At 70.9% G+C, this 17,352-nt stretch carries 13 protein-coding genes; 3 read left to right on the plus strand and 10 right to left on the minus strand.

Annotation, left to right across the window (positions count from 1 at the left end; translation table 11 throughout):
- Both D7W79_RS23185 and D7W79_RS23190 read left to right on the plus strand, forming a co-directional pair.
- Positions 1 to 2,821, plus strand: a 2,821-nt coding sequence (locus D7W79_RS23185) for a protein kinase domain-containing protein (RefSeq protein ID WP_439099223.1), incomplete at its 5' end; no start/stop codon positions are given.
- 148 nt (positions 2,822 to 2,969) lie between these two features.
- Positions 2,970 to 3,527: a hypothetical protein gene (locus D7W79_RS23190; protein ID WP_120527572.1), complete on the plus strand. Its 558-nt coding sequence runs from the start codon at positions 2,970 to 2,972 to the stop codon at positions 3,525 to 3,527.
- Positions 3,528 to 3,678: 151 nt separating this feature from the next.
- On the opposite strand, the gene gyrB is transcribed toward D7W79_RS23190, so the two are convergent.
- On the minus strand, positions 3,679 to 6,132 hold the full coding sequence (gyrB, locus tag D7W79_RS23195) for a DNA topoisomerase (ATP-hydrolyzing) subunit B (protein WP_120527573.1): 2,454 nt from the start codon (positions 6,130 to 6,132) through the stop codon (positions 3,679 to 3,681).
- Positions 6,133 to 6,253: 121 nt separating this feature from the next.
- Positions 6,254 to 6,709: a hypothetical protein gene (locus tag D7W79_RS23200; protein ID WP_120527574.1), complete on the minus strand. Its 456-nt coding sequence runs from the start codon at positions 6,707 to 6,709 to the stop codon at positions 6,254 to 6,256.
- A 118-nt stretch (positions 6,710 to 6,827) separates the two neighbouring features.
- Here D7W79_RS23200 and D7W79_RS23205 point away from each other — a divergent pair, with 118 nt between their 5' ends.
- Positions 6,828 to 7,586, plus strand: a complete 759-nt coding sequence (locus tag D7W79_RS23205) for a GNAT family N-acetyltransferase (protein ID WP_120527575.1) — start codon at positions 6,828 to 6,830, stop codon at positions 7,584 to 7,586.
- On the opposite strand, the gene D7W79_RS23210 is transcribed toward D7W79_RS23205, so the two are convergent.
- The 8 genes from D7W79_RS23210 to D7W79_RS23245 form a co-directional block, all read right to left on the minus strand.
- On the minus strand, positions 7,583 to 8,401 hold the full coding sequence (locus tag D7W79_RS23210; RefSeq protein ID WP_120527576.1) for a helix-turn-helix domain-containing protein: 819 nt from the start codon (positions 8,399 to 8,401) through the stop codon (positions 7,583 to 7,585). The genes D7W79_RS23205 and D7W79_RS23210 overlap by 4 nt on opposite strands.
- A gap of 5 nt (positions 8,402 to 8,406) precedes the next feature.
- Positions 8,407 to 10,572, minus strand: a complete 2,166-nt coding sequence (locus D7W79_RS23215) for a cation:proton antiporter domain-containing protein (protein WP_120527577.1) — start codon at positions 10,570 to 10,572, stop codon at positions 8,407 to 8,409.
- Positions 10,573 to 10,664: 92 nt separating this feature from the next.
- Positions 10,665 to 11,042 (minus strand): response regulator, encoded by a 378-nt coding sequence (locus D7W79_RS23220; RefSeq protein WP_120527578.1) that lies wholly within the window; start codon positions 11,040 to 11,042, stop codon positions 10,665 to 10,667.
- Positions 11,039 to 12,667 carry a sensor histidine kinase gene (locus tag D7W79_RS23225; RefSeq protein ID WP_120527579.1) on the minus strand — a complete coding sequence of 543 codons (1,629 nt, stop codon included), beginning with the start codon at positions 12,665 to 12,667 and terminating at the stop codon, positions 11,039 to 11,041. Before D7W79_RS23225 ends, D7W79_RS23220 begins: the two co-directional genes overlap by 4 nt.
- A gap of 180 nt (positions 12,668 to 12,847) precedes the next feature.
- Positions 12,848 to 13,477: a DUF2378 family protein gene (locus tag D7W79_RS23230; RefSeq protein WP_120527580.1), complete on the minus strand. Its 630-nt coding sequence runs from the start codon at positions 13,475 to 13,477 to the stop codon at positions 12,848 to 12,850.
- A gap of 273 nt (positions 13,478 to 13,750) precedes the next feature.
- Positions 13,751 to 14,914: a pyridoxal-phosphate-dependent aminotransferase family protein gene (locus D7W79_RS23235; protein WP_120527581.1), complete on the minus strand. Its 1,164-nt coding sequence runs from the start codon at positions 14,912 to 14,914 to the stop codon at positions 13,751 to 13,753.
- Between the two features lie 157 nt (positions 14,915 to 15,071).
- Entirely contained in the window at positions 15,072 to 15,971 is a 900-nt protein-coding gene (locus D7W79_RS23240; RefSeq protein WP_120527582.1) for a zinc metalloprotease, read from the minus strand.
- A gap of 229 nt (positions 15,972 to 16,200) precedes the next feature.
- Positions 16,201 to 17,106, minus strand: a complete 906-nt coding sequence (locus D7W79_RS23245) for a zinc metalloprotease (RefSeq protein WP_120527583.1) — start codon at positions 17,104 to 17,106, stop codon at positions 16,201 to 16,203.
- Positions 17,107 to 17,352 lie beyond the last annotated feature (246 nt).

Raw genomic sequence — 17,352 nt, forward strand, 5'->3', positions numbered from 1 at the left:
AGATGTGTATAAGAGCCAGGAACCCAGTCCCCAGCAATTCGGCAAGTACGTCCTGGTCTCCAAGCTTGCCGCGGGAGGCATGGCGGTCACCTACCGCGCGCGCATGACGGGCGCGATGGGCGTCACCAAGCCCTGCGTCATCAAGCAGATCCTCCCGCACTTCGTGGACGACCACGACTTCGTGGAGATGTTCATCAGCGAGGCGCGCCTCGTGGCGGGCCTGACGCACGGGAACATCGCGCAGGTCTTCGACTTCGGTGAGGTGGACGGGCAGTACTTCATCGCCATGGAGCTGGTGCACGGCCAGCCCCTGTCGAAGGTGCTGCGCCGGGCGTCGCGCGCGGGCATCGGCTTCATGCCGCAGCCCCTGGCGCTGCACATCGCCAGCAAGCTGTGCGAGGGCCTGGACTACGCGCACCGCCACGTGGGCGAGGACGGCCAGATGCTGGGCCTGGTCCACCGCGACGTGTCCCCGGACAACGTCCTCATCTCCTACGAGGGCGAGGTCAAGGTCATCGACTTCGGCATCGCCAAGGCGACGAGCGCGGTGGAGGCCAAGACGTCGCCGGGCACGCTCAAGGGCAAGTACCCGTACTTCTCCCCGGAGCAGGCGCAAGGCAGGCAGGACCTGGACGCGCGCACGGACGTGTACGCGGCGGGCATCGTCCTCTACGAGATGCTCTGCGGCCGGCGCCCCTTCGAGGGCGAGTTCGTCACCGTGCTGCCGCGCATCATCACCGGCGACTGCCTGCCCCCGTCCGCCATCAACCCGACCATCGGCGAGGACCTGGAGACCATCGTCGCGCACGCGATGGCGGTGGACCGCGAGGCGCGCTTCCAGACGGCGAAGGACCTGAGCGAGTCCGCGGTGGAGCTGCTCTACCGGGACACGCCGCGCTTCACGCCCACGATGCTGAGCCAGCTCATGACGTACCTCTTCGCGGAGGAGCTGGCCGCCGAGGGACGCAAGGTGGAGCTGCCGCCCGGCTTCAAGGAGCAGCTGGCCGCGTGGCAGTCGCCGGGGTCGGAGCCCTCGCAGGGCCGCGCGCGGCTGCCCTCCAGCAACGGCCGGTCGTCCAACCCGGGCAACCCGGGCAGCTCCGGCGTGGCCCGCCCGTCCAGCCCGGGCGTGGCGCGGCCCTCCAGCCCCGGCGTGCGCTCCCCCAGCAGCGCGTCCGGCCTGCGCCCCGCGACGGATGGCAGCGCCCCACGCCGCTCGGCCACCCAGGCCACCGCCGTGCGCAAGAGCACCACCGGCGCGCGCCGCGTGACGCCGGGCGGCACCCGCGAGAACACCGGCACCGGCCGCCGTCCCCTGCCGCCCGAGCTTCCGCCCGAGCCGGACACCGACGGCGGCATCGAGCCCACGGCGGTACCCCGGGCGCTGCCCACCCTGGCCGCGCCGCGTGACACGCCGGTGGAGACGGCCATCGCGCCCGAGGCGCCGGAGCCCGAGGAGCAGCAGGCCCCCCGGGCCCGCACCACCGCGGACGACGCGCGCGACAAGCTGGCCGCCGAGGCCGCCGAGCGCGAGGTCAAGCGCGCGAAGCAGGTGCGCCTGCTGAGCATGGTCGCGTTCGGCGTCACCGCCGTGCTGGTCGTCATCGGCCTGCTGATCCACTTCCTGTCCCCGGCGGAAGAGGGCGAGGGTTCGGACGCGCCCGTCGTCCTGTGGATCACCTCCCAGCCGGAAGGCGCCTCCGTCGTCGTCAATGGCCGCCCGGTGGGGAACACGCCCAGCCGCATCATCGGCGCGGATCAACGGACGCCCCACACCATCGTCGTCACCCGGCCGGGCTACCGCGCCTGGACCCGGCGCTTCACCCCCAACCAGCCGGAGGTCCACCTCAAGGCGGAGCTGGAGGTGGCGCCCGGCACCACCCAGATGGTGTCGGAGATCCCCACCTCCGCCACGCTCGACGCGAGCACCGCCGAATCCCCGGACGCGGGCACCGCCGCTGTCGCCGCCGCCGTGGGTGTGCCCGGCGAGGACGGGGGCACCGCGACGGAGACCGACGGAGGCATGGCCTCCACCGACGCGGGGGCCATGGCCGAAGCGGAGCTCCCCGACCGCGACATGCGGCACGTGGAATACCCCACGCGCCTGCTGGTGCTGCGCCCCATGTACAACGCGCTGCCCCTGCCGGAGTACCCGACGGCCACCATCGACGTGTCGCCCGGGGCCGCGTACTCCGTGTGGACCGAGGGCAGCGCCGCGCTGTCGGAAGGCGACGGCACCGCGTCCGGCACGCTCGTCTACTACGCGGAGGGCGACCTGCCGGCGGACAACGCCGTGGGCTTCGTCAGCACCGCGCCGCGCACCATCAAGGGCGCGAAGAAGCTCCACTTCTTCGCCCTGGACGACACCGGCCCGGAGGACAACCGCGGCTCCGTGCGCGTGCACCTGCGGCAGTCCGCGTACATCCCGCCCCGCTCGGTGCTGTTCGAGGCCGACAAGAACGCCCTGCAGGTGAAGCCCCTGCACCAGATGCTGCTGAAGGGGCTCAACCCCAAGTCCACCTACGCCTTCACCGTGCGCGACGACTTCGCGGAGGTGCGCTCCGGCGCCCAGGGCCGCGTGCACACGGTGCTGTGCGTGGAGAAGGGCCCCAAGGCGGAGTCCGTGCGCAGCTCGCACCGCCTCTTCGAGACGGGCAAGCGCTACCAGGTGTCCGGCGTGCAGGACCTGCGCTGCGTCTTCCCCGACCTCCAGCTGGGGGACAACCAGGGCGCGCTCGACTTCGACATCGTCGACGTGACGAACATGTCCCGCAAGGAGCGCGCGGAAGCGCTGCGCGGGGCCAAGAGCTCCGAGCGGTAGCAGCCGGGCAGCCGGGCTCCCGCCTGGGAGGACGCCCCGAAGGCGGGCGTCGAATCCAACATCGCCCTCACCCCGACGCGCTGCTCCCGCGATCGGCGCCAGTGCCTACCCTGACGGACATCCACTTCTTCTCCAATGGAGTCCGTTCATGATGCCTGTCCTGTCCTCCACCGGCCTGGTGCTGCACAACCTGGGGCTCGCCGCCGGCTTCGGCGGTTCGCTCTTCGGCAAGGTGGCCCTCAACCCCGCGGTGAAGGTGATTGGTTCCAAGGCGGAGCGCGGTCAGGTGGTGAACGCCGCGTGGAACGGCTTCAACATCGTCAACGCGGCGTCGGTGGGCCTGGCGGCCATCACCTGGCTGGTGGGCCGCTCGCGGCTGACGGGCCGGGAGATTGACCGCACCACGCGCGGGCTGGTCATCGCGAAGGACGTGCTGCTGGGCGCCACCGTGGCGCTGGGCGCGGCCAACATCTTCGGCGGGGCCTACCTCGCGAAGCAGGCCCCTGAAGGCGCCGTCCCCTCGGAGACGGGCCTGACGCCCACCGCGGGCACGCCGGAGAAGGCCGCGAAGACGATGCGGGCGCTGGACGCGGGCGGCATCGCGAACATCGCCGCCATGGCGGGCGTCATCGGCATCACCGCCATCCTCAACATGCGCGCGGGGACGTCCTCGCGCTGGTCACTGGTTGCCAGGTTCCTTCCGTAAGGGCTCACGGGGGCCGCCGTGCTGCATCCGCGGCCCGGCTCGAAAAGGATGGGAAGGGCGCGTGGGCGCGGAGCCGAGAAACGGCACCGGGCCCACGGGTCTTTGTACCCGGGGCCCGGCGTGAGACTTCAGGCAGGAAGTGCGGTGGACCTCAGATGTCCAGGTTCTGCACGTCCAGCGCGTTGCGCTCGATGAACTCGCGGCGGGGCTCCACCGCCTCGCCCATCAGCAGCGAGAAGATGTCGTCGCTCTCCACCGCGTCCTCCACCCGCACCTGGAGCAGCGTGCGCGTGGTGGGGTTCATGGTGGTCTCCCAGAGCTGCTCCGGGTTCATCTCACCCAGACCCTTGTAGCGCTGCAGGCCCAGGCCCTTCTGCGCGTCCTTGCGGACCGCGGCCAGCACCTCCTGCACGGAGAACGCCGTGACCTCGCCCGCGTCCACCTGGACGCGGTAGGGCGCCTTGCCCAGCGAGTGGAACACCTCGCGCAGGGCGACGAGCTCCAGGTACTCCGGCGAGGACAGGTAGGCGTGGTCGAACACGGACTCGCGCATGGAGCCGTTCACGTCCGTGGACACCACCAGCTTCTTGGACGCGTGCTCCGTGTCCTGCTCCAGCCGCGTGGACAGCCGGCCCATCACCTCCGGCATGCGCCGCTGGCAGTAGTCGCGCATGGTGGCGAGCTCCGCCTCCACCGCGGCCTCGTCCGCGAGCAGGTCCGCGCGCAGGTTCGTCGCCTGCACCAGCGCGTCCACGATGCGCGCGTCGCGGCGCTTGGCCTGCTTCTCCAGCCGCTCCTCGTAGGTGATGACCTTCTCCAGCAGCGCCTTGAAGTCCGCGCCGCCCAGCTCACCGGCGGGCGTCTTCACCCGGCAGTGCTCCGCGGCGATGCGCAGCAGGTACTCGTTGAGCGCGCGCTCGTCCTTGACGTAGCTGTCCTTCTTGTTGCGCGTGACTTTGTAGAGCGGCGGCTGCGCGATGTAGACGTAGCCCCGGTCGATGAGCTCGCGCATCTGCCGGTAGAAGAACGTGAGCAGCAGCGTGCGGATGTGGCTGCCGTCCACGTCCGCGTCCGTCATCAGGATGATGCGGTGGTAGCGCGCCTTCTCCGGGTCGTAGTCCTCCGCCCCGATGCCCGTGCCCAGCGCGGTGATGAGCGTGACGATTTCGGCGCTGGTCAGCATCTTCTCGAAGCGCGCCTTCTCCACGTTCAGGATCTTGCCGCGCAGGGGGAGGATGGCCTGGTTGCGCCGGTCCCGGCCCTGCTTCGCGGAGCCACCTGCGGAGTCACCCTCCACGATGTACAGCTCGCTCTCGTGCGGGTCGCGGCTCTGGCAGTCCGCGAGCTTGCCGGGCAGGCCGCCGCCGTCCAGCACGCCCTTGCGGCGCACCGTCTCACGGGCCTTGCGCGCGGCGAGGCGCGCGCGGCACGCGTCGCCAATCTTCGCCACGACCTTCTTCGCGAGCGGCGGGTTCTCCTCCAGGAAGGAGGCGAGCTGATCATTCACCATCTGCTCGACCAGGCCCTTCACCTCGCTGTTGCCCAGCTTCGTCTTCGTCTGGCCCTCGAACTGGGGGTTGGAGAGCTTCACGGAGATGACCGCGGAGAGGCCTTCACGCGCGTCTTCACCCGTGGGCGTCTCCTTCAGGTCCTTCCAGAGGCTGCCCTTCTCCGCGTAGCTGTTGAGCGTGCGCGTGAGCGCGGCCTTGAAGCCGGACAGGTGGCTGCCACCCTCGTGGGTGTTGATGTTGTTGGCGAAGGTGAAGATGCGCTCGTCGTAGCCATCGTTCCACTGCATGGCGATTTCCAGCGACACGCCCTCACGCTCCGACTTGATGTAGACGGGCTTGTCGTGCAGCGCCTCCTTCGCCTTGTTGAGGTACTCCACGAAGGAGGAGATGCCGCCGTCGAACTTGAAGTCGTGCTCCTTCTGGGTGCGCTCGTCGCGGATGGTGATGTGCAGGCCCGCGTTGAGGAACGCCAGCTCGCGCAGGCGCTGGCTGAGCGTCTCGAAGTTGAAGTCCACCGTCTCCATGACCTGCGAGTCCGGCTTGAAGTGGATCATCGTGCCGACCTTGTCCGTGGTGCCCACTTCCTGGGGCGAACCGCTGGACACGCCGCGCGCGTAGGACTGTTCGTAGACCTTGCCAGCGCGCTGGACGCGGACCTTGAACCACTCCGACAGGAAGTTCACGCAGGTGACGCCCACGCCGTGCAGGCCGCCGGACACCTTGTACGCGCCGTTGCCGAACTTGCTGCCGGCGTGCAACTCCGTGAGCACGACCTCCAGCGTGTCCTTGCCCTTGAACTTGGGGTCGGGGTGCGGGCCCACGGGGATGCCGCGGCCGTTGTCCTGGACGCTGAGCGAGCCGTCCACGTGGATGATGACCTCGATGTCCGTGCAGTGGCCCGCGAGGGCCTCGTCCACCGAGTTGTCGACGACCTCGTACACGAGCTTGTGGAGCCCGTAGGTCATCGTGTCGCCGATGTACATGCCAGGGCGCTTGCGGACGGCCTCCAGCCCTTCGAGCTTGGTGATGCTGTCCGTCCCATACTCGGCGGGCGGCGCGGCCAGCGCGGCGCCGGTAGCGGGGGTCTTTTCCATGTGAAGCGTGTCCTTGGGAAAGGCTGCCGTTGCGACAGGGCTGTGCCTGCTGTGCCTACCACCACCGGGCATCCCGGACAAGGTTCGGGAGCCCGCGCAAGGCTGCGGAAAGATTCATGAATCAGGCGTCGAAACGCGAAGGCGGGAGGCGGTCCTCCAGCGCCGCGATCAACTCTTCATAAACAGCCTTGCGGGCGAAAAGATGTCGGGTGACGAGCACCCTTCCCTCTTCCTTGAGAAAGAGCCCGAGCACGCTCCCCTTCCTGCCGACCCGGCGCACGGAATCAATCTGGCCCCAGTGCAATTCGAGCGGCTGGCCGCTGAAGGGCCGGGCCACCCGCACGCCCGCGGAATCCAGGGTGATGCCCCACTGGGAGCGGGGGCGCAGGCGGTGGACGGAGACGAGGAAGGTCAGCATCAGGCCCGCGCTGATGCCGGCCCGCGCCATGGCGACCAGCCCCCCGCCGCTCCGGTAGTCCGCCAGGGCCCAGGCGGTGAGGACCGCCAGGAGGCACGCGCCCAGGATGAGGGCGATTCGGGTGGGACGCGGATCGAACGAGAAGAAGCGCGGGGTCATGGCTTGGAAGGCGGGGGCGGAAGGGATGGAAACCTAACCCCCTGGCGCACCGTGCGCGCGTCCTTTCCTCCGGGGCTGTTCTTTGGCCGTCGTCCCCGCGCATAGGCTGCCGGCCCGCATGACGGATGCCGAACTCACTTCTCGACTTCACACCACCCTCATCGCCTTCAAACGCCTCCAGTCCGAACGCGGCTCGCTGCGCCACCTCCAGCTCCCCGGCGTGGATGCGTTCGCCCTGCCGTCGCACCAGGACTCGCACTTCCAGCAGGTCCTCTTCACGGACGTGGACGCGCTGGCCGCCGCGCTGCCGGCCATCACGGACTTCTACCGGGGGCTGGGGCTCTCGCGCTGGCGCGTCACCCTGACACCGGGGCAGCGGGACGCGACGCGGGTGCTGGGCGCGGGCGGCTACCGGCCGGACTTCACCGTCGTGGCCATGGGGGCCTGGCTGCACGAGCTGCCGGACGCGGCGCCCGGGGTGCCGGTGGAGACCGTGGAGGACATGGGCGACCTGGTGGAGATCAACATCCAGACCTACGGCCCGGAGTGGCGGGACCTGCTCTCCGTCTGGCGGCGGCCGCCGCTCCCCGTGCCGGTGCACACGGTGGTGGCGCGCGAGCACGGCAGGGCCCTGTCCTGCGGGCTGGCGGTGGACGCGGCGGACACCGCGGGCGTGTACCTGGTGGCCACCCGCCCGGAGGCCCGGGGGCTGGGGCTCGCGTCGGCGGTGATGCGAGGGCTCATCTCCGGGGCGCGCCAGCGCGGGTGCACCGGGGTGGTGCTCCAGTCCACCCCGGCGGGCCTGCGCGTGTACCGGCACCTGGGCTTCCGCGACATCGGCCCGTGGGAGCACTGGGTGCCGCCGCAGCCGCGCTAGCGCAGCGCTTCCAGCTCCTCCAGCGTCTCCAGCACCCGCTGGGGCTCCTCGGCGCCCTGGAGCCGGTCCGCCAGCCCGCGCCCCGCGAGCCTCGCCACGTGCGCCAGCCGCATCAGCCGCGCGCGGCCCACGTGGCCGTCCACCAGCGCCACCACCAGCCGCAGGGGCTGGCCGTCCGGCGCGTCGACCTTCAGGGGCCGGGCCAGCGTCACCAGCGCCGCCACCGGGGCCGCGCCGGCCACGAACGCGTGCGGCACCGCGACGCCGTTGCCCACCTGGGACGGGGTCTCGCCCTCGCGCTGGCGCAGCCCCTGCGCCAGCACCGCCGCGTCCATCCCGGGCAGCGCCGCCGCCAGCCGCCCGGCCGCCACGTCCAGCGCGTCCTCGTAGTCCCCGCAGGACAGCTGCACCACCACCCGCTCCGCGCTCAGGAGCGGCGCCAGCGGCGGCACGGGTTCGTCGCCGCGCACCTCGCGCAGGGGGAACTCCGCGTCCAGGAAGGCCCGCACGCGCGCCAGCTGCGAGCCGTTGAGCTTGCGCCGCGCGATGTCCAGCATCAGCGTCCCCGCGGCGGGCACGTCCTCCAGGTAGCCCGCCACGTACGGGCTCACCCGGTTGGCCACGTCCATGAGCAGCCCCGGGGGCACGTCCAGCTCCCGGGCGATGGCCGTCAACCGCTCCTGCGTGGGCGGCGCGTCCACACCGTTCTCCACGCGGCTCAGGTACGCGCTGGACACGCCGATGCGCCGCGCCAGGTCCCGCAGGGACAGGCCCGCGTCGACGCGCAACAGCCTCAGGGTCGCTCCCAGGTGCATGGCGCTCAGCTCCGGGCGCCGGCGGGCTGCGTGGTCTCCGAGGACGCGCCCTGCGTCCGGGCCTGCTCCGGCGTCTGGGCCAGCACCGTCGCCCCCTCCGGGTGACGCACGAGCAGCAGCGAGGCGGGCGCGTCGCGCACGATGCGCTCGCGCTGCACGCCGAACAACCGGTCTTCCAGGCCCCACTCGGCCCCCAGGCCCACCACCACGAGGTCGTAACCCGCCTTCGCTTCTTCCAGTGCGGCCTCTTCCGGCGACATGTGGCGCACCACCTTGAGCTTCACGGCGGCGCCCTCCTCCGCGGGGAACAGCTCCTCCACCTGCGCCCGGCCCGCGCCCGCGCCTTCCGGCGACGTCACGTGCAGCACCGTCACCTCCGCGCCGGCCTGCTTCACCAGCCGCCGCGCCAGCCCCAGCGCCGCCCGGTCATGCCGGCTGCCCACGAAGGGCACCAGCACCCGGCGCACCTGCGTGAGGCCCCGGTCCACCAGCACCGCCACCGTGCCGCCGGCCTCCTGCATGACTTCATGCACCGTGCCGCCCAGCACCGTCTGGCTGAACAGCGGCTTGTGCCAGCCCAGCAGCACCAGGTCCGCGCGCTTCGCCTGCGCCGTGCGGCAGATGTCCCGCGCGGGCTCCGACGACACGAACGACAGCGTGCGCACCGACAGCCCCAGCTTCTCCGCCCGCCCCACCAGGGGCGTCAGCGCGCCACCGGACGCGGCCGAGGGGTCCAGCGCCTCGTCCGCGCGGGCCTTGAGCGCCCGGTCCGGGGACAGGAGGTGCAGGGCGTAGAGGTTCGCCTCGTTGCGCTCGCCCGCCAGCGCGCGCGACAGCACCGCCATGCCCGGGCCGGCCTGCCCGTGCGACACGCACAGGAGCACCGTGTACGCGGACGGGGGCGGAGGCCCTTCCGGCGTCCGCGCCAGCTGTTCACGCGCCAGCTCCTCCGGCGAATACAGCACGCGCAGGAGCGGCGTGGTCATGAAGGTCGTGACCAGCGCCATGATGACCATCATCGTGAAGAGCGTGGGCGAGATGACGCCCAGGTCCAGGCCCAGGTTGAGCACGATGAGCTCCATCAGGCCGCGCGTGTTCATCAGGACGCCGATGGCGCCCGCCTCCCGCCACCGCAGGCCCGTGAGGCGCGCGGCCACCGCGCTGCCGCCGAACTTGCCCAGGCACGCAAGGACGATGATGACGCCGCACGTGAGCCACGCCTCCGGGGTGTCCAGCAGGCCCACCTGCGTGCGCAGGCCGCTGAAGGCGAAGAACACGGGCAGCAGCAGCACGACGGCCACGTCCTCCAGCTTCTCCGCCAGCGCCGCCGCCAGCCCGCCCTCCTTGGGAATCACCGCGCCGAACATGAAGGCGCCGAAGAGCGAGTGGATGCCGATGTACTCGGTGGTCCACGCGGACGCGAGCAGCAGCACCATCGTGATGGCCACCACGTTCTGGGTGAGCCCCTCGCGGTTGGCCACGCGCGCGCCCAGCCGGGCGAGGAACGGCTTCACCAGCAGCAGCATGAAGCCGATGTAGAGCAGCGCGAACAGCGTGGTGAGCCCCGCGTGCGCCAGGTCCGACGCGCGCACCAGCGACACCACGAACGCCAGGATGCACCACGCCGTCACGTCGTCCACCGCCGCGCACGCGATGGCGATGGCGCCCAGCTTCGACTGCATGAGCCCGCGCTCGGTGAGGATGCGCGCCAGCACCGGGAAGGCCGTGATGCTCATGGACACGCCCATGAACAGCACGAACGAGGAGAACGGCACGTCCGGGCTGGACAGCGACTTGTACAGCCACAGCGCGCCCGCCACCGCGCCCAGGGCGAACGGGACGATGATGCTGGAGTGGCTGATGGCCACCGACGCGTGCCCCCGCCCCTTCAGCAGCTTCGGGTCCAGCTCCAGGCCAATCAGGAACATGAAGAGCACCAGGCCGACCTCGGCCAGCATCTTCAGGAACGGCATGGACTCCGGCGGGAACAGCCAGTGCATCGCGCCCGGCGCCAGCCAGCCCAGGAGCGACGGGCCCAGCGCGATGCCCGCCACCACCTCCGCGATGACCAGGGGCTGCCCCAGCCAGCGTGCGCCGCGGCCAATCAACCGCGACACCGCGATGATGACGATGAGCTGGACCAGGAGCTGGGCGAGCATGTGGGGGTTCATCTGACAGGCCTCGCTGGAAAAGTGTTAAGGACGCACTTACCAGGGGCTCGCGCGCAGCGTCAACGCACGTGTGGGCAGGGGGCCGGGCAGGCTCAGGCGGGTTCCGGCGCCTTGTGGGCCGCCACGGCCTTGAGCAGCGTCTCCACGTCCACCGGCTTGCGCAGGTAGCTGCAGGCGCCCATCTCCTCGGCGACCTGGCGGGCGTTGGCGGAGGCGGAGAAGACGAGCACGGGGATGTCGCGCCACGCGTCCACCTGGCGCATCTGGCGGCCGAACGTCGCGCCGTCCATCACCGGCATCATCATGTCCAGCAGCACCAGGGAAGGCGGCACCGCTTCCCGGCGGAGCACCTCCAGCGCCTGCAGGCCGTTGCCCGCCCCCAGCACGGTGTAGCCCGCGTCGCGCAGGACCTCCTCCAGCGCCTCCCGCAGGTCCGTGTCGTCATCCACCACCAACAACGGCCGGCTCACTCGCGCGTCTCCTTCTCCAGCGGCAGCTCCAACGTGAAGCGCGCGCCCTCTTCCGCCGCCGGCTCCGCCCAGGCCCGTCCGCCGTGCGCTTCCGCCGCGCGGCGGGCCAGGTACAGCCCCAGGCCCAGGCCTCCATACGAATGCGAGCTCACCGCGCGGCCGAAGCGCTCGAAGATGCGCTCCACCTGGTCCACGGGCACGCCGATGCCCCGGTCGCGCACCTGGATGCGCGCGAAGCCCCCTTCCCGCCCCACGTCCACCTCCACCGGCCGTCCCGGACCGAACTTGAGCGCGTTGGATATCAACGCCGCCACCGCCTGGTCCACCCGAAGCCGATCCCACGTCCCCCAGAGTCCCTGGCGTGGCGACTGGCGCAGCTCGCACCCCGCCGCGCGGGCCTCCGCCTGGTAGCGCTCCAGCACCTCCGCGACCAGCTCCTCCAGGTCGAAGCGCTCGGGCATCAGCGACAGCTCGCCGCTCGACAGCTGGGACACGTCCAGCAGCCCCTCCACCAGCGTGCCCAGCCGGCGCACCTGGCGCACGCTGCGCTCCAGGCGCGTGACGACATCCGGCTCCAGGTGGTGGACCTCCGAGCGCTGCAGGAGCGTGCCCAGCTGCAGCCGCAGCGTGGTGAGGGGCGTGCGCAGTTCGTGCGCGGCCACGGTGAGGAACTCGTCACGCAGGCGCACCGCCTCGCGCGCCTCCTGGAAGAGGCGGGCGTTCTCCAGCACCAGCCCCGTGCGGCGCGCCAGCTCCTGCGCCAGCGCCAGGTCCACCGGCGACAGCATGCGCTCGCCCAGCGTGCCCATGGACAGCACGCCCAGCCGGCCCTCGTTGCCGGGCAGGGGCACGTTCACCACCGAGCGCAGCCCCAGCCCCAGGATGGCGCGCTGGTGCGCGGCGTCCTTCGTGATGGGCTCCGGGCGCTTGCGCACGTCCGGCATGAACTCCGGCTGGCCGGTGCGCAGCACGTGCGCGGGGCCCGCGGCGGCCTGGGGGTCCAGCGGGAAGCGCTGGTCCAGCTTCCACGCATGGGCGCGCCGCTCCGCGTCCGGGTGCGCCAGCGCCACCAGCCGCAGGCCGCCCTGGTCCGGGTCCTGGAGGAAGAAGGCGCACCAGTCCGCCACCCGGGGCACCATCAGCTGCACCAGCTGGTCCAACCGCGCGGCCTGCTCCAGGGACGCAGTGAGCAGCTCGCTGGCCTTGGCCAGGATGTCGCGGTCCACCTCCGCCCGAGCGCGCTCGCGCCGCACGCGCGTCTCCTCCAGCTCGCGCGCCACCGCCGGGCCCAGCCGGGCCATCCGGTCCTTGGAGAAGCAGTCGCGCGCGCCCGCCTTCATCAGCGTGACGGCCTGCTCCTCACTCAGCTGGCTGGACAGGACGATGAGCGGCACGTCCTTGCCCTGCGCGTGCAGGAGCGCCAGCACGTCCAGCGCGGTGAAGCGCGGCAGCCGGTAGTCGCAGAGCACCAGGTCCCACGGCTCGGCGACCAGCGCGTCGCGCAGCGCGTCGAGCGAGTCCACGCGCCGGGTCGTGGGCAGGTAGCCCGCCTGCTCCAGCTCCGCCGTCACCAACGCCGCGTCGTTGACGCTGTCCTCCACCAGCAACAGCCGGAAGGGCGTCATGCCCGGGCCCCGCCTGTCTCCATTCGCGTGACGCCTCCCATGGGGTGTGGGCCTCTCTCACCACATGCTAGTGGCCCTCCCTGTCACGCCAGCGGGAGAAATGGGGGACGTTCAGCACCGAGCGGTGGCTGGTGAACGTCCCGTGAAGAGGCCCCACGCAGCGGGTGGGGTGCGCCCGGACTACCAGGAGACGTCGTATTCGGTGTCCAGCAGGGACAGCTGACGCCCGTGCACCTGGATGTCCTGGGCCCCCACGGCCTCCAGGGCGGCCTGGAGCACCCCCTCGTGGTACGGCGCGGGCATGAAGTCCCGGCGCATCACGAAGCGGGCGCTGTGGTCCCCGGTCCAGAGCACGCTCCGCTCGCCGTAGCTCACCGCGACGCGGTAGTTCTCGATCATGTGGTGGAGCATCTTCCGGGGGCTGCGGCCGGCCGCCTGCATCAGGTCCCGGCCGAACATGGAGGCCAGGAAGTCCACCGTGGCCTGCGTCCCGATGTAGCGCAGCGACTGGGCCCAGTCCCCCAGCTGGGGCTTGAGCAGCCGGGTCGCCTCGGCGGACATCGCCAGGAAGCGCGTCACCGGGTACAGCTCCGCGGCGTTCAGCTCCTTCAGCCCGGACGCCGCCAGGCACTTCTTCGCGGCCGCCTCGCCCTGCAGGAAGCCCACCACCCCTATCACGCCCTGGAAGAACATCCCTCGCGCCCCGTCTTCCGGGGTCGCGGCCAGGCACCGCTCCGTCAGGTGCCACGCCGCGCTGTCATCCGCCCTGCCCGCCACCCTCGACGAACCTTCCACCGGTCCGCGATCCATACCGACCTCCACATCTCAGGCGCTGGCATCGGCCCCCCCGTTTCCCCCGGGTCCCGTCCGCCAGCGCAGCCCTTCCCCCTCACAGGTGCCGGGGCCCACGCCCCGCTCACACCGTGCAGCCCAATCGCACTTTTACACCAAATCGCCAAGGAATCCGTGCAAGACCGGAAGTACCTGACATTATCCAGGAGCTTACACAAATCTAATGGGTGCGCGGACGACTTTTCTTGTGGCCTGAGAAGGAAATGGGGGTCAGGCCCCTCACCCGGAGCCTCAATCCGAGAGCGAGGCCTGGGCGGCGGCGATGCCCGTCCCCGCGGCGGCGGCGCGGTGGCCGGAGGCATGGAGGGCCCGCTCGATGGCGCCCACGGTGACGAGCACGTCCCCGGCGCTGACGCGGTTCATGTGGCCCACGCGGAAGTAGCGCGTCTTGATTTCCGGGTGGAGGCCGCCGGCGATGGCCACCCCCTGCGCCTTCACGCGGCCCACGAAGGAGGGGTCCACGCCTTCCGGGTAGTAGACGGCGCTCAGGGTGTTGGCGGCCACGGCTTCGGAGGTGGGCACCAGCTTGAGCCCCAGCGCGCTCCAGGCGGCGCGGAAGGCGCGGGCCATCCGGCGGTGGCGCTCGAAGCGGGCCTCCATGCCCTCCGCGAGAATCTGGCCCAGGCTCACGTCCAGCGCGCACACCAGGGACGTGGGCGGGGTGGCGAAGTAGGCGGGCTTGCCGGACTCGTAGGCCTCCATCACCGGCAGCCACTCCGCCCAGTCCGAGTAGACGCTGGCGACGGGGGACTTGCGCGCCTTCCACGCGGCCAGCGCGCGGGGGCTCACCGTGAGGAGCGCCAGGCCCGGGGGTACGCCCACCGCCTTCTGGCTGGCGGTGAGGTACACGTCCGCGCCCCACGCGTCCTGGTGGAAGGCCTCCCCGGCGGTGGCGCACACGCCGTCCACCACGGCCAGGACGCCCTGCTTCCGCGCGGCCTTCACCAGCGGCTCCACGGGCGCGAGCACCGCGGTGGAGGTGTCCACGTGGGTGACGGTCATCAGCTTGAAGCCGCCCCGCTGGAGCTCCGCCTCCACCTGGGCCACCTCCGGGGCGCTGCCCACGCTGGCCGCGCGCACGTGCGTCACCTTCGCGCCGTGGCGCTCCAGGATGTGGGCCATGCGGTCGCTGAAGTAGCCGGTGTTCACCACCAGCGCGCGGTCGCCGGGCTCGATGAGGTTGGCCACGGCGAGCTCCATGGCCAGCGTGCCGCTGCCGGAGACGACGAAGGGCTGCGCGCCGGGAGCGAGCGACACCTCGCGCAGGCGCTTCAGGGCCCGGCCGAAGGTGGCGATGAAGCCCGCGTCCAGGTGCCCGGGCACCGGCGCCGACATCGCCTGCAACACCTCCGCGTCCACGTCCACCGGCCCGGGAATCATCAACAGGTCTCGCACGGCGCCACTCCTCCTGAAGGCCCCCTCCGGAGAACGGAGGGCGGTCCCCCACTGTGGCCAGCGCGGGCCCGGCTTGTCCACGCTGGAAAAGGAAGACGCCGGAGCCCCCGTGCAGTAGGGACTCCGGCGTCAGGCACTTCAGGAAATCAGGCGCTGACTAGCGGTAGGTCGCGGTCAGGCTGTCCGCGCGGGCCACCTGGCCGGCGGTGAACGAGTTCATGCAGCTGTCGTCGGTGTAGTCCATGAAGTTCAGGATGGGGTCCGCGCCGTCGCCCGCGCAGGTGTCGCGGCCGGTGGGGCAGCCAAACGCGGCCGAGGCCTCCGGAGGCGTGTCGCTGACGGAGTCGCCCGGGTTGTTACAACCGCCCTGGAACGTGTGGTACAGGCCCACCCAGTGACCGACCTCGTGGGTCGCCGTGTCACCCAGGTTGTACGGGGACGCCGTGCCGCCGGGGACGCTGCTGAAGAGGATGACCACGCCGTCCATGGAGGGCTGGCTGGCGTAGCTGGAGGGGAACGTCGCCCAGCCGAGCAGGCCGCCGGACAGGTTCGCCGTGTAGAGGTTCAGCGCGGCGGCGGTGCCCTTGCGCAGCGCGGCCTTCATCTTCTTCTCCGCCGCGGAGCCGCTGCGCAGGTTGAACCAGGTGCTGTTCGTCGTGCGGTCCGTGCCCGCCAGCGTGAACTTGAACGGGGTGTTGGAGTACGCCGCGTTCAGCACGTTCATCTGCGCGGTGATCTGCGAGTCCGGGATGTCGCCGTTGGCGATGCCCGTGCCCTGGTTGATGACGTGGAAGTACACGGGCACGTTCACGGAGCCCACCGCGCGCTTGGCCGACACGCCGCGGGCCGCCAGCGCCGCCTCGATCTCCAGCTTCTCATCGGCGGACGGCTCGATGGTCGCACAGCCACGGTGCGGCGTGGCCTGCTGGGTGGCGGTCTCCTCCGCCGGAGCCTGCTCCTGGGGAGCCGGGGCGCTGCTGCTGCAACCCGCCAGGGACATCAGGGTGCCAAGGACCACCGCGACACGGCCACTGCGCTGCGCGACGAAACGAAGCATTGTTTCCCAACTCCTCGAAAAGTAGGGGAGACACCAATACACGTATGAAACGGTTCTAGTCAACGAGCGCGGTAAAATTGAATTATTGGTAAAACCCGTTGAAGACAAACCAAGCGTCACAGGCCGGGATACGGCCTGTCCGTGTTTCAGCCCGGAAATGGAAAACGCCGGAGCCCCCTGATCGGGGACCCCGGCGTCGTCACATCGGCCACGGCCGCTGTCGCTTTTTCTAGCGGTACGTCGCGGTCAGGCTGTCCGCGCGGGCGCTCTGGCCGGCGGTGAACGTGTTCATGCAGCTGTCGTCGGTGTAGTCCATGAAGTTGTAGATGGGGTCCGCGCCGCCACCGGAGCAGGTGTCACGGCCGGCGGGGCAGCCGTACGCGGGCGAGGCCTCCGGGGGCGTGTCGCTGACGGAGTCACCCGGGCTGGCGCAGCCGCCCTGGAACGTGTGGTACAGGCCCACCCAGTGACCGACCTCGTGCGTCGCCGTGTCGCCCAGGTTGTACGGGGACGCCGTGCCGCCGGGGACGCTGCTGAAGAGCATGACCACGCCGTCCATGGACGGGCTGCTGGCGTAGCTGGAGGGGAAGGTCGCCCAGCCGAGCAGACCGCCGGACAGGTTCGCCGTGTAGAGGTTCAGCGACTCCTTGCCGCCCTTGCGCAGGGTGGTCTTCATGGAGCGCTCGGCGCTGCTGCCCTGGGCCAGGTTGAACCAGGTGCTGTTCGTGGTGCGGTCCGTGCCGGCCAGCGTGAAGCGGAACGGCGTGTTCGCGTACGCCGCGTTCAGCACGTTCATCTGGCTGGTGATCTGCGAGTCCGGGATGTCGCCGTTGGAGATGCCCGTGCCCTGGCGGATGACGTGGAAGTACACGGGCACGTTCACGGAGCCCACCGCGCGCTTGGCCGACACGCGGCCCGCGATCGCGGCCTCAATCTCCAGCTTCTCATCGGCGGACGGCTCGATGGTGGCGCAGCCGCGGTGCGGGATGGCCTGCTGGGTGGCGGTCTCCTCCGCCGGAGTCTGGGGAGCCTGCTCCTCGGAAGCCGGGGCGCTGCTGCTGCAACCCGCCAGGGACATCAGGGTGCCAAGGACCACCGCGACACGGCCACTGCGCTGCGCGACGAAACGAAGCATTGTTCCCAACTCCTTGAAAAGCAGGGGGAGCGGGGAATACGCCTTCAAACCCATCCAAGTCAATACACAGACAGTCTTGGAATGGCTGTGAAGAGCTATGGGCTCACACGGTGTCTTGCCGCGTGAAACATGGGGTCTGTCTTTACCGGGGAGGCGTTTCGCACCCTGGCCATCCTGACGCGGCCGGATGGCTCAGGGCGTTGGCTCAGGGCGTTGAGGAAGGAGTGGCGGGCGCGGGGGCCGGGG

Origin of the sequence: Corallococcus exercitus, from assembly GCF_003611585.1 — a bacterium.
GTDB classification, from domain to species: domain Bacteria; phylum Myxococcota; class Myxococcia; order Myxococcales; family Myxococcaceae; genus Corallococcus; species Corallococcus exercitus.